The organism is Paraburkholderia strydomiana, from assembly GCF_031456815.1.
Taxonomy (GTDB): Bacteria; Pseudomonadota; Gammaproteobacteria; order Burkholderiales; family Burkholderiaceae; genus Paraburkholderia; species Paraburkholderia caledonica.
Genome location: NZ_JAVDVL010000001.1, coordinates 283,406 through 296,418 on the forward strand (window position 1 = coordinate 283,406; position 13,013 = coordinate 296,418).

The 13,013-nt window shown below is 62.8% G+C and carries 11 protein-coding genes; 4 read left to right on the plus strand and 7 right to left on the minus strand.

What is annotated here, in order from left to right:
* Window positions 1-59 precede the first annotated feature (59 nt).
* Entirely contained in the window at window positions 60-950 is an 891-nt protein-coding gene (locus J2W46_RS01255; RefSeq protein WP_310350611.1) for a LysR family transcriptional regulator, read from the minus strand.
* 179 nt (window positions 951-1,129) lie between these two features.
* Between J2W46_RS01255 and J2W46_RS01260 the strand changes: the two genes are divergently transcribed.
* The gene (locus J2W46_RS01260) at window positions 1,130-1,855 is read left to right on the plus strand and encodes a pirin family protein (RefSeq protein WP_087754869.1); all 726 of its coding nucleotides are present in this window, start codon (window positions 1,130-1,132) and stop codon (window positions 1,853-1,855) included.
* Window positions 1,856-2,040: 185 nt separating this feature from the next.
* Here J2W46_RS01260 and ahpF read toward each other — a convergent pair whose 3' ends face one another.
* From ahpF to prpR, 3 genes are all read right to left on the minus strand, one after another.
* On the minus strand, window positions 2,041-3,633 hold the full coding sequence (gene ahpF / locus J2W46_RS01265; protein ID WP_020067921.1) for an alkyl hydroperoxide reductase subunit F: 1,593 nt from the start codon (window positions 3,631-3,633) through the stop codon (window positions 2,041-2,043).
* A 163-nt stretch (window positions 3,634-3,796) separates the two neighbouring features.
* Window positions 3,797-4,360: an alkyl hydroperoxide reductase subunit C gene (gene ahpC, locus J2W46_RS01270; protein ID WP_020067922.1), complete on the minus strand. Its 564-nt coding sequence runs from the start codon at window positions 4,358-4,360 to the stop codon at window positions 3,797-3,799.
* Window positions 4,361-4,483: 123 nt separating this feature from the next.
* A complete protein-coding gene (prpR, locus tag J2W46_RS01275) occupies window positions 4,484-6,484 on the minus strand; it encodes a propionate catabolism operon regulatory protein PrpR (protein WP_310350616.1) in 2,001 nt (666 codons plus the stop codon).
* A 216-nt stretch (window positions 6,485-6,700) separates the two neighbouring features.
* On the opposite strand from prpR, the gene J2W46_RS01280 reads away from it, so the two are divergent.
* From J2W46_RS01280 to J2W46_RS01290, 3 genes are all read left to right on the plus strand, one after another.
* A complete protein-coding gene (locus J2W46_RS01280) occupies window positions 6,701-7,582 on the plus strand; it encodes an isocitrate lyase/PEP mutase family protein (RefSeq protein ID WP_020067924.1) in 882 nt (293 codons plus the stop codon).
* Window positions 7,583-7,988: 406 nt separating this feature from the next.
* The gene (locus J2W46_RS01285) at window positions 7,989-9,428 is read left to right on the plus strand and encodes an MFS transporter (protein WP_131315735.1); all 1,440 of its coding nucleotides are present in this window, start codon (window positions 7,989-7,991) and stop codon (window positions 9,426-9,428) included.
* Between the two features lie 18 nt (window positions 9,429-9,446).
* Complete coding sequence (locus J2W46_RS01290; protein ID WP_310350621.1) at window positions 9,447-9,893, plus strand: GNAT family N-acetyltransferase; 447 nt, start codon at window positions 9,447-9,449, stop codon at window positions 9,891-9,893.
* A 42-nt stretch (window positions 9,894-9,935) separates the two neighbouring features.
* On the opposite strand, the gene J2W46_RS01295 is transcribed toward J2W46_RS01290, so the two are convergent.
* The 3 genes from J2W46_RS01295 to J2W46_RS01305 form a co-directional block, all read right to left on the minus strand.
* Window positions 9,936-10,832: a 2OG-Fe(II) oxygenase gene (locus J2W46_RS01295; RefSeq protein WP_310351996.1), complete on the minus strand. Its 897-nt coding sequence runs from the start codon at window positions 10,830-10,832 to the stop codon at window positions 9,936-9,938.
* 56 nt (window positions 10,833-10,888) lie between these two features.
* Window positions 10,889-11,368 (minus strand): nuclear transport factor 2 family protein, encoded by a 480-nt coding sequence (locus J2W46_RS01300; RefSeq protein WP_020067928.1) that lies wholly within the window; start codon window positions 11,366-11,368, stop codon window positions 10,889-10,891.
* A gap of 161 nt (window positions 11,369-11,529) precedes the next feature.
* A complete protein-coding gene (locus tag J2W46_RS01305; protein ID WP_310350624.1) occupies window positions 11,530-12,978 on the minus strand; it encodes a nicotinate phosphoribosyltransferase in 1,449 nt (482 codons plus the stop codon).
* Window positions 12,979-13,013 lie beyond the last annotated feature (35 nt).

Sequence of the window (13,013 nt, forward strand, 5' to 3'; positions counted from 1 at the left end):
TCGCGAGACATGCAGCGGCCCGCGTCCGTTTTCGAACGGGGGGCCGTTGCCGCCGGTCGCTACGCTGCAAGACGCTTTTTCAGATGTTTGTGCAGAAAGTCGACGAACGCACGAATGGTCAGCGAGCTTTGCCGATGCTGCGGGTAGACGGCATAGACACCCGTCGCGCTCGGCAGGAAGTCATCGAGCACGGTGACGAGCTGGCCGCTTCGCACCGCGTCGGCGACAATAAAATCAGGAAGCCGAACTATTCCGAGGCCGGCCACCGCCGCATCGCGAATCAGGTCGCCATTGTTGGCGCGCAGCGGCCCGTGTACTTCGAAGCCCTTCAACGCGCCGTCTACTGAAAAATCCCACGTCACCACGCCGCCGTGTCCGTACAGCAGACATGAATGGCGCGCGAGGTCGGCAGGCGTAGCGGGCGCGCCGCGACGGCGCAGATAGCCCGGGCTGCAACACGCGACGAGATTCACATCCACCAGTTTTTGCGCGATGAGCGTGGAGTCAGGCAGCACGCCGATTCGCACCGCCATGTCGAAGCCCTCGCCGACCACGTCGACGGTGCGGTCGCTCAGCTCCATGTCGAAGCGCACGTCGCCATGCTCGCGCAGGAAGTCGGCGACGAGCGGCGACAGATGCATCATGCCGAACGACATCGGCGCGCTCACCCTCAGCAGCCCACGCGGCCCGGCTCGCCGCAGCGACATGGCCTGCTCCGCTTCCTCCACCTCGCCCAGAATGCGTCTGGCGCGCTCGTAGAACTCCTGCCCCAGTTCTGTCACGGCCAGCTTGCGCGTGTTGCGCACGAGGAGCGGCACGCCGAGCGCTTCTTCGAGCGCCATGACCCGGCGGCTGACGAACTGCTTCGACAGCGACAGGCGCTTGGCGGCAGCGGTGAAGTTATGAGCGTCGACCGCAGCGACGAAGATCCGCATGTCATCGAGTTGCATTGTCATTGTCCACTGAGATGATACGGTGTTTCTGATTTTAGCCTGATTAAAGCCGTTCGAGTTGACCTAAACTGTCGTTCATGGATCACGGACAAGCAGTTGCCCGGATCGCCCGCAACGAAAGTTGCATGGACCCAGAACCTGCGCGTCGCGCAACCTCTGGTCGACAGGAGAAAGAGATGCTTGAAATCAGACACGCCAATCAACGCGGCCGCGCGGAACACGGCTGGCTCAGCTCGCGTCATACGTTTTCGTTCGCGAACTATCACGATCCGAAGCAAAACGGCTTCTCCGATCTGCTCGTGATCAACGACGACCGTGTCGCGCCGGCTCAAGGCTTCGGCAAGCACCCGCATCGCGATATGGAAATTTTCTCGTACGTGCTGGAAGGCGCGCTCGAGCATAAGGACACCATGGGAACCGGCTCGGTGATCGTGCCCGGCGACGTCCAGTTGATGAGCGCAGGAACCGGCGTGGCGCACAGCGAATACAACCATTCGAAGAGCGAGCCGGTGCACTTCCTGCAGATCTGGATAGCGCCGGCGAAAAAGGGAACCGAGCCACGCTATCAGCAGCAGCACTTCAGCGCGGACGACAAGCGCGGTGTGCTGCGCCTCGTTCTGTCGCCGGACGGCGCGAACGGTTCGCTGGTGTTGCAACAGGACGCACGCGTCTATGCCGGACTCTTCAACGGCGACGAAACGGCGCAGCTGCAACTGGCGAGCAACCGTTATGCATACGTCCATGTGGCGCGCGGCAGCGTGACGGTGAACGGCGTGGAACTCGGCGAGGGCGACGGCGCCCGTGTGCGCGGCGAAGAAGCACTGACCTTCACCCAAGGCCGCGACGCAGAAGTACTGGTGTTCGACCTGCGCGATAACGAAGTGTCGGACTTGTGGGGCTAAGCCGTTCGTCTTCACAGGCTTACGCTTGAGCAAGAGGCGCCCGGTTTCACAACCGGGCGGCTTTTTTTGCGCGTTGGCGCTGGCTGTCAGCGCAGTCTGGCGGGATGTCCAGTACACATCCGCGTCCACAAATGAAAACGGCGGCCCGCGGGCCGCCGTCTTTCATTACCAGCTAAGTCTTATCGTCAAACCGCAGCTTCGGCTTCGACTTCGCTAACGGTTTCCGTTTCTTCGCTGTTGCGGATCAGGTGATCGAACGCGGAGAGCGATGCTTTCGCGCCCTCGCCGACTGCAATCACGATCTGCTTGAACGGCACCGTGGTGACGTCGCCGGCCGCGAACACGCCCGGCACCGACGTCGCACCGCGTGCGTCGACGACGATCTCGCCGTGCTTCGACAACTCCACCGTGCCCTTCAGCCACTCGGTGTTCGGCACCAGGCCGATCTGCACGAATACGCCTTCCAGTTCGACGTTTTTCACTTCGCCAGAACGCAGGTCCTTGTAGACGAGACCGTTGACCTTCTTGCCGTCGCCGGTGATTTCGGTAGTCTGCGCCTGCGTGACGATGGTCACGTTTGCGAGGCTGCGCAACTTGCGCTGCAGCACTTCGTCGGCACGCAGCGTCGCGCCGAATTCGAACAGCGTGACTTCACGCACGATACCCGCGAGGTCGATTGCCGCTTCCACGCCCGAGTTGCCGCCGCCGATCACCGCGACACGCTTGCCCTTGAAGAGCGGACCGTCGCAGTGCGGGCAATACGCCACGCCGTGATTGCGGTACTCGCGCTCGCCCGGCACGTTGATTTCGCGCCAGCGGGCGCCCGTGGCGAGAATGATCGTTTTGGCCTTCAGCACCGCGCCGTTTGCGAGGCGCACTTCGTTGATGCGGCCGGGAATCAGCGCTTCTGCGCGCTGCACGTCCATGATGTCGACTTCATACGTTTTCACGTGCTGTTCGAGCGCCGTAGCGAACTTCGGCCCTTCAGTTTCCGTGACGGAGACGAAGTTCTCGATCGCCAGCGTGTCGAGTACCTGACCGCCGAAGCGTTCCGCGACGACGCCGGTCGCAATTCCCTTGCGCGCCGAATAAATCGCGGCAGCCGCGCCAGCGGGACCGCCGCCGACGATCAGCGTGTCGAACACCGGCTTATTTTCAAGTTCCTTCGCGGCACGTGCACCGGCGTTGGTATCGAGCTTTGCGAGAATTTCCTTCACGCCGCTACGACCCTGGCCGAACACTTCGCCATTGAGAAACATGGTCGGCACGGCCATGATCTGGCGTGCGTCGACTTCGTTCTGGAACAGCGCGCCGTCGATCGCCACGTGGCGAATGCGCGGGTTGATGAGCGCCATGACGTTCAGCGCCTGCACGACTTCCGGGCAGTTCTGGCACGACAGCGAGAAATACGTTTCGAACTGGTAGTCGCCGTCGAGACTGCGGATCTGTTCGATCACCGCGTCGTCGAGTTTGACCGGATGGCCGCCGACCTGCAGCAATGCGAGGACGAGCGACGTGAATTCATGCCCCATCGGAATGCCCGCGAAGCGGATGCCGATGTCCTTGCCGGGCTCGCCGATCGAAAACGACGGCTTGCGTTCGCTGTCGCCGCGACGTTCGATCACGGTAACACGCTCCGACAACGTCGCGATATCGTTCAGCAATGCCAGCAGCTCCTGCGATTTCGCGCTGTCGTCGAGCGAGGCGACGATCTCGATAGGCCTGCTAACCTTTTCGAGGTACGTTTTCAACTGAGTCTTGAGATTGGCATCAAGCATGGCTATTCGATTCCGTGACGATGGGGTGTTGGGTTCCCGGCCCCGCCTGTGTCCGACAAAACACAGGCGAACCGGGGACGCGCGAACCGCTGTAAGAAGCGGCCCGCACGCCGATGCGCCGCTAGGGCGCTAGTACCGCCTGAGGCTTTGAAGCTGCTGAACCTTAGATCTTGCCGATCAGGTCGAGCGACGGGGTCAGCGTTTCAGCGCCCGGCGTCCACTTGGCGGGGCAGACTTCACCCGGATGTGCTGCGATGTATTGCGCAGCTTGCACCTTGCGCAGCAGTTCGCCAGCGTCACGGCCGATGCCGTTGTCGTGGACTTCGCACAGCTTGATCTCGCCTTCCGGGTTGATCACGAACGTGCCGCGCAGCGCCAGACCTTCTTCTTCGATCAGCACGTCGAAATTGCGCGAGATCGCGAGGGTCGGGTCAGCGATCATCGGATACTTGATCTTCTGGATCGTGTCCGACGTGTCGTGCCATGCCTTGTGCGTGAAGTGCGTGTCGGTCGACACGCTGTAGATTTCAACGCCGAGCTTCTGGAAATCGGCGTAGCGATCGGCCAGGTCACCCAGTTCGGTCGGGCAAACGAACGTGAAGTCGGCCGGATAGAAAACGAAAACCGACCACTTGCCCTTCAGGCTTTCTTCAGTGACGGTCACGAAATCGCCGTTGTGATAAGCCTGTGCCTTGAACGGTTTGACTTGACTATTGATGATCGGCATTTACTGAGTCCTCTTTCTGAGTGGTTGGAAAGTGGAGTCAGTATGTCAGACAGCGCTTAATAGGTAAAGTGGATTGTTTTAATTATATTGATAGATTTGTGCTATCTGATCCGGCCCCGTCGGCTATCGCGCGGTCTCAGTCTTCAGCAGCCGCCAGAGCGTAGTGCGGCCGATGCCCAGCGCCCGGCTTGCCGCTGCACGGTTGCCGCCGCAGCGTGCCAGTGCTTCCAGTGCGTCGTCGCGGCTCGGCGCGGCGCGGGCGGCGCCAGGCGTAGCGGCGTCTGCGGAAATTCTAACAAGCCTCCCGTTGCCGCCCGCATGCTCCATACGGCTGAATTCTGGAAACAGCCCCAACAGGTCGGGCTGAACGCTGCGGTCAGGATCGACGCGCTGCGCGCTCGCTGTATCGCTGAGATAGATCGCTGCGCGCGCCAGCAGATTTTCCAGTTCCCGCACGTTGCCCGGCCACGCGTAGCGCTCGAAGAGCGGCGTCAGAAACTGCAGAACCCGGTCGCTTGCCGCTTCAGACAATCCATATTGGAGCGCATTGCGGCTTAACAAGTGCCGCGCCAGCAAAGCGACGTCGGCGCGCCGCTCACGCAGCGGCGGCAATTCTATCTGAAGCAGATTCAGACGAAAATACAGATCCGCGCGAAACCCGCCCTCGTCGACGAGCGCGTGCAGGTCGCGGTGCGTGGCGGCTATCACCCGCACGTCGACGGGTGTCGCGCGGCCCGAGCCGAGCTTCATCACCTCGCGTTCCTGGAGCACGCGCAGCAGCCGGCTTTGCAGCGCGGGCGGCATTTCGCCGATTTCATCGAGAAAAATAGTGCCGGTGTGAGCCATTTCAAACAGGCCCGGCTTGCCGCCGCGCCGCGCGCCGGTGAACGCGCCTTCCTCGTGACCGAACAGTTCGCTTTCGATCAGCCCCTCAGGAAGCGCCGCGCAATTGAACGCGACGAACGGATTGCCGCGCCGCGGGCTCGCATTATGGATGCCCTGCGCGACCAGCTCCTTGCCGGTGCCGCTTTCGCCGGTCAATAGGACGGTGACGTCGTGCGCCGCGCCGGCGCGCGCGAGCCGGCGCACGCGTTCGAGCGCCGCCGATTCGCCGATCAGATCGTCCAGCCGATGCCGCGCAACCAGATGCCTCGGCCGCTGACTGGTGCGCAACGACCGGTCGATCCGCTGCGCGACCAGCGCGTCCTGCACCGTCACGACAACGCCCGAGCGCGCGCCCTGCTCGACTATCGGCACACAATTGACGATCAGCGAGCGCTCGCCGATCTGCTCGATGCGCTCGTCGAGCGCGCCGTCGCCTTGCAGCGCCTTGCGCAGCCACGGGCCGACCGTCCGCGCGAGTTGCGCCGAAACGTCCCGGTCACGGTCGAGGCCCAGTAGCTCGAGCATCGCGGGATTGACCGCTTCGAGCTGGCCTGCGTCGTCGAAGGCGGCCACGCCGTCGCGCAGATGCGCGACGATCGTGTTCAGGCGCACGCGCTTCGACTCCTTCTGGCGGCTCACGCGCGCGAGTTCGACCGAGCGCTCGAACGCTTCCTCGACGGCGCCAAGCGAATACAGGAACACGCTCTCCAGACCCTCCTGCTGCGCGAGATCGCAAGCCATGCCCGGCCCGATGATCACGCGGCAGCCTTCGGCGGCGAGATCCCTCACTGCGGTTCTGACTTCATCGACCGAGCGGTAGGCGCGCTGTTTCAGGCCGACGCTCAGCCAGCCGCTGAGATCGGCCAGTTCATGCGAGATCGTTTCGTGCAGCACGAGCCCGATCGGCTCGTTGGGCCAAACGGTGGTGGCGCGGGTGATCGCGCTCAGGACGTCGAAGCCGTTCACCTTCACCATGACGACAGGCACGCTCAGGTGGTCGCGCAAATACGCACCGTTCGAGCCCGCCGCGAGCACGACGTCGACGGAGCCCGCGTCGACGTATGCCTGCAGCGCGGTCACAGCCGAGCCATAGCCTTCGCGAATCGAGAAAAATCTTGCGCGGCCGGCGTAGCGCGGTGCAATCGTCTCGCAAAGCGATTCGAGGCGGCTGATACTTACCAGTGCAATCCCCGGGCGGCCCGAATCTGCGTTGACGAGAGACGGCGCAAAGGTCGACATGTGAAACGCTCCAGAAGAGGCCGTTGAAACGTTCCACGATCGTTTCAGGAAACGTTTCATGGAACAGTCAACCATTCTGCCACGAAACGCCGACTGCGAGCCCCGCTTCCCTAAGCGATTGATTTCACTACGTTACTTGTCAACGCCGACTCGTTGGCATACTTTCTGCCTCTTCGAGGCCAACCTTACTGAGCTTTCCCTCCGGAGACAACCGTCATGACAACTTCCGCCGCGCGCCGCGCCGCCTTCCGCGCCAAGGTCAACGAACGCCAAGGCCTGCTCGTGCCAGGCGCGTTCAATGCGATGAGCGCCCGCGTTATCGAGGACGCCGGTTTCGAGGCGATCTACATCACCGGCGCGGGCGTCACCAACATGTCGCTCGGCTTGCCCGATCTCGGCTTCATTGGTCTTGCCGAGGTCGCCGAGCACACCGCGCGAATTCGCGATGCGGTTGCGCTACCGCTGATCGTCGACGCCGACACCGGCTTTGGCAACGCGTTGAACGTACGCCAGACCGTGCGCGTGCTGGAGCGCAGCGGGGCCGACGTGATCCAGTTCGAAGACCAGGTGATGCCGAAGAAGTGCGGGCACTTTTCCGGCAAGGAAGTGATCGGCGCCAGCGAAATGGCAGGCAAGATCCGCGCGGCGGTCGACGCCCGCGAAGACGGAAACCTGCAGATCATGGCGCGCACCGACGCCGCGGCAGTCCACGGTATTGAAGACGCGATCGAGCGCGGTCATCGCTTTATCGAGGCGGGCGCGGACATTCTTTTCATCGAAGCGACGGAGTCGCTGGCTGACATCGAGCGTCTGCCGTCGCTGTTCGACAAGCCGCAGCTGATCAACATCGTGATCGGCGGCAAGACACCGGTGCAATCGCGTGAAGCGCTCGCGAAGCTCGGCTACGGCATCGTGCTGTACGCGAACGCCGCCTTGCAAGGTGCGGTGCTCGGCATGCAACGCGCGCTCGGCAGCCTGAAGAGCAACGGCCGCCTCGACGAGGACGCGACGCTCGTCGCTCCGTTCAGCGAGCGCCAGCGTCTCGTGAACAAGCCGTTGTATGACCGGCTGGACCGCGAATACGCGGCGAAGGACTGAACCGCGGGCCGTATCGAAACGTGTTTGCTGACGGCCGGGCACGGCACGCGACGTGCTCGGCATGAGTCATACATGAGTCAGCACGAGTCGGCGCGCTGTTTGGACCTGACGCATTGGTCTGTGCCACGCATCACCTATGCAGCGCCCCCGATTGCGATAGGATTCAGAGCCGGCGATATATCACCGCGGCACGCGCCCAGTGCAAGTCATTCTGCTAGCAGCATGACTGACGCGTTCCCCCGGCCCCGCTCCTGTCGCTCGTCCGCTTTGCAGGGACGGCGAAAACACGTCTTAGAGAGAAAGTCAAAAACATGAAGTGCATAGCATTGCGTATTTCGCGTGGAATTCGCCCATGCGTTCGCGGCCTTCGCGACGCCCACACGCACGCGCTGGCGGGGGCCATGCAATGAACGCAAGCAGCACGCCTCTGAAGCATGCCGGCTGGTTGCCGTATATCGTCGCGGCGACGTTTTTCATGGAATACCTCGACACCACGGTGATCGCGACTGCGCTGCCGCAGATGGCGCACTCGTTCGGCGTCGGGCCCAACAGCATCAGTCTCGGCATGACGGCCTACATGCTGGCGCTGGCGATTTTCATCCCGGCGAGCGGCTGGGTCGCCGACCGCTGCGGCTCGCGCACCGTGTTCTTCAGCGCGATCGGCGTGTTTACGGTCGCCTCGGTGCTGTGCGGGCTGTCGCAGAACGTCGCGGAATTCACCGCCGCGCGTTTGCTGCAAGGCATCGGAGGCGCGATGATGGTGCCGGTCGGCCGGCTGATCGTGGTTCGCAGCACCGAGAAAAGCCGCATGATGCAGGCCATTTCAACGATAACGTGGCCCGCAATCGCCGCGCCGGTAATCGGCCCGCCCGTCGGCGGCTTCATTACCACTTATGCGTCGTGGCGCTGGATTTTCCTGCTCAATGTGCCGTTCGGTCTCGCGGCCATGGCCGTGGCGCTCGCGTTGGTGCCCAACCTGCGCGGCAGCGAGCGCAAGCCGCTCGACGTCGTCGGTTTGCTGCTGAGCGGCACCGCGCTCACTGCGATTCTGTACGGCGCGGAACTGGCAAGCCAGCCCGCCGAGAACCCGTGGATCGGTGGGGCGATCATCGTCCTGGGCCTGGTGGTGGGCGTCGTCGCGTTCCAGCATGCGAAGCGTCATCCGCATCCGTTGATCGACGTTTCCACGCTGAAAATCCCCACGTTTTCGGTGACGGTCATAACTGGCTCCTTCACGCGCATTGGCATCGGCGCCGTACCTTATCTGATGCCGCTGCTGTTCCAGGTCGGCTTCGGCTTGTCGGCGTTCAAGTCCGGGCTGCTGCTGCTCGCCAGCGCGCTCGGCAATCTCGGCATGAAGGCGCTGACCACGCGAATCCTGCAACGTTTCGGCTTTCGCATGGTGTCGATCGTCGATGTGACGGTGGCCGGCATTTTCATCATTGCGTGCGGCTTGCTGACGCCGGACGTTCCGCTTGCGCTCGTGCTGATCGTCGTGTTCGTGTACGGCGTAGCGCGCTCGATGCAGTTTTCGACACTCGCCACGCTGGCCTACGCCGACGTCGCGCAGCCGCAAATGAGCGCGGCCAGCACGCTATGGAGCGCGGCGGCTCAGATGACCATAGGCCTCGGTATCGCGTTCGGCGCGGTTTCACTGCGGGCCGCGGCGTTCTTCAACGGCGAGACGACGGGCCGCGTGTTCACGCTCGACGATTTCCGCCTCGCGTTTTTGCTTGCGGGCGTGTTGACGCTCGTGTCGGTGATCGGCTACATGGGTCTTTCACGCGATGCGGGCCAGAGCATCGGCGGCGGTTCGCGCGGCGCGGAAGGCCCGGCCAAGGGTTAACAGATTTCAGGAGACGGCGTGGCGACCTCTAATGAACTGAGCGAACTTGAAATTTCCAGCGACAAGGACAAGCTCGACGTCGCAATGGTGCACGCGTTTCTGTCGCAAGAAACGCCGTGGGCGAAAGGCATGCCCCGCGAAACGCTCGAACGCGCGATTGCCGGGTCGCTGTGTTTTGGCGGCTATGTCGGGGGCAAGCAGGTCGCGTTTGCGCGCGTGGTCACGGATCACGCGACGTTCGCGTACCTGTGCGATGTGTTCGTGCTGCCCGAGTATCGCGGCAACGGATACGCACACGCGTTGCTCACGCAACTCTTCGCGAGCGAGTCGCTGCAGGGCTTGAGGAGAATCATGCTGGCAACGACAGACGCGCACCACGTCTATCGGCCACACGGGTTCAAGGCTTTGTCGAACCCGGCGCTGTTCATGGAAGTACACGACCCGGACGTCTACGGCAGCACCTGAGCACGAAGCTCAAATGCGCCAACGCGCGCCCAGATATTGAAATCAGACGTACGCGCGCTCACGCACCCACTTGGTCATGATCCACTTTTCGCCGGCAAGCACCGGTGCGCCGCCGTGCAAGGTCAGCGGATCGAGTTGGCGCTGACCGTTCATGTAGCGGAAATACACGGCACCGCCCCGGTTCGCCGCCACCGACAAGCCCGCTTCAGGAAAAATCGTTTCGCCGCCTTCAGGCACGTCGTTCAGATAGATGACGAGCGTCGCCACGCGCTGGCCGCCGCGCGCCGTATGGACCGCGCTGCCCGGTTGATCGGGCGGGAAATAGTCGTAATGCGGCCGGTATTCGCCGGTCGGGCCATAGTGCAGAACCTGCAGACCTTCGCCGTTCTCGACCGGCCAGTTCATCAGGCTCGCAATGCGCTGTTCCAACCTTTCGATCAACGGGTCTTCGCCGCGTTGATACCAGATGCCCTCACTCGTGCGGTTGCGGATCACGTCTTCCTGACCGGTCGCAGGATTGACGGTGGTCGATCGTTTCAACCGATGCCGCGAGCGCTCGATCATCTCGCTGCACTCCTGCGCGGACAGCACGTTCGCGAACACGATCACCTGCGGCCGCTCGCAGCGCGCCAACACCTGCACGTCCCGGTCATGGGCGTGGATCGTATTGCCGTGCGCGACCGGCGCGTCGTCGTACCGGTATGTGTGTGGCGTCTTTTGCGGCAACGCCGCTTCGGTGCCGCCCGCCGCTGAGACCGCCCCTGTGGCTGCGCTCGCAACGTTCGCAGTACTCGATCCGAAGGCGGCGCGCACCGCTTCGCCGGCTGCCTCGGCGGCAAAACCGGCTTGCGTCATGGCCTCGATCATCGAGTCGATCGTGCAGCCACGCGCTGCGTTCGTGCGCAGCCATTCGTGCCACGCGGCATCCACTACCGGCATACGTGTCCCCGCTGATCGATGAAACAAGGATACTGCATCGGCCCCAACCCACGCGCTCAGGTGTTATGGTCCTGGCGCCGATAGAGCGCGAGCCCTCTTCTCGCCCGCGAGCGGATCGAGCGATGCACGAGCGGCGACCATCCGAGCAGCGCGCCTCGCGCGCCCAGCGCCTGACGCATCCACGCCCATAAATCGAAACTGTCACGATGCTCGACGATCAGCCCATCGCGAAATGCAAAGCGCGCATCGATCTGGTTGACCACCGGCCGGCCCGTCTGGCTAAACACGTAGCCCGCGGTCCAATGCGCGCGGCCGCTATGTTCGTCGGCTTCGATGCTGTCGAATGTCAGCGAAAAATCCTGCGCGCGCGTGACGAGCATGCGCCACATGTCGCGCACTTCGTCGCCGTGCAGTTCACCGAATGCGGGGTCGCTGAAAACGACGTCGTCGGCGTAGCAGGCGATCATGGTGTCGGCGTCGCGCCGCTGGAACGCGGTGTAGAAGCGCTCGATCAGTTGGATATTGGAGTGGCTCATCGTTCTGGTATTTGCGTTGCCCGTATTGGAGCGCGAGTTGCAGCCGAGTTGCACCCGCGTTGAAGCCGAGTTGAAGCCGCGTTACAGCCAGCGATAACCGCTAACCGCAACTCGCCGGATTGTATCGAATCCTTGCCGGTGCGGGCCTGCATGCGCAGCCGCTATGCCTCGTGCGCATGCGCGCGAGCGCGGATTTCCGACAGCGATACGTCGACCAGCAGCTTGCCCGAATCGAATACGGTGATCATCGCATCTTCCCAATCGGCTTCGTCTGCCGCCGCGTTCACTGCTGGCGCGAGCGGCAGCGTCGCCGTGCGGTAGTCGCCCGTTCGACGGTTGCGCAACAGCGTGAGGCGTCCTTTCATCGACCGTTTGGTGGTGTCCGTGACCGGATCTTTCGATACGTCGTGCCATGTATCCCCGAGGCGGATTGCCGAGCACTTCATCGCAAAACGCTGCGTGTCGCGATTGATCTGCTGCAACAGCGCGCCGCCCATGCCGAACACGATGTTGTCCGTCGCGAAACCCGCATGGTCCATTGCGGCGAGAATGGCCTCGAGCGAGTCGGGATTCACGCCATCGCCCTGAATCACTCGCACGTTGTTGAGCATGCGCCGCCCCTTGCTGTTCAGCACCGATCCAAACGACGCCTCCAGCGCATGCAAGGTCTGCAACACGATAGTTTGCGGATCGCCCGAATCCGGCCTGATTACAAGCGTGCCGCCGGAATCGAGCACGGCCTGCTTCAGATCGGTGCCCCAAACCTTGAGCGCCGCGTACAGGTCGTAGGAGTCCGATACCACCGAAACAATTGCGCCCGGCCTGGCGAACTTCGCGATCATGTTCCGATACGCGTCGGTCTCGCGCTCGCGGCCCCATGAGGTGACCGTGCTGTGCTCGGCGGCCGGCACGGAGAAAGCGGCCATGCTCTCGTTGTAGTAGTGATTCGCCGCGACCACGCCGAGCACCGTGTCGGAGCCCATGAAGCTCACGAGATGCGCGGCGCCGCCGATTGCCGCCGACTCCGCGCTCGACACGCCGCGCGCGCCGAAATCATGCAGCTTGAACGGCAGTTGCGTGAGGTCGTCGCTCGTCTTTGCCAGATAGGCGTGAATTGTCTTGCGCAGATGCCAGCTTTGCGTCGCTACCGTGACCGGATACCACACGCGCAGCAGCATGGTTTCCAGATATGAGGCGAGCCAGAATACCAGCGGATCGTCGCACTCGACCGTGACGAGCACGTTGTGCGTAGGCACCACTGAACCCTCGGGCACTGCGCGAATCCGCACCGGCAAATACCCGTTGTGATGCTCGACGATATGGCGCCAACCGGCTTCGTTGAACGGCTCGCCATGCGCGCTGAAAAACGCCTTCGCCTGTTCGATCATTGCCGCTGTGATGGGCCGGCACAGATACTCCTTGATCAGCATCTGCAGGCCGAAAAAGAGCGTGCAATCGTAGCGCCCGCCGCGCGATTCGATGTACGAGAACATCGCCGACGCTCCGGGCGGGTACTGCAGATAGTGCGACGCCTTATACGAGTCCGTGTTGAGAATCGGATTCGAGAGGATCGAAGAAATGCCGCTAAAACCGCTGGATTCGTTGGCCATGGAGGACGCCGCGCCCGGCTCGCTGACTGTGGCAG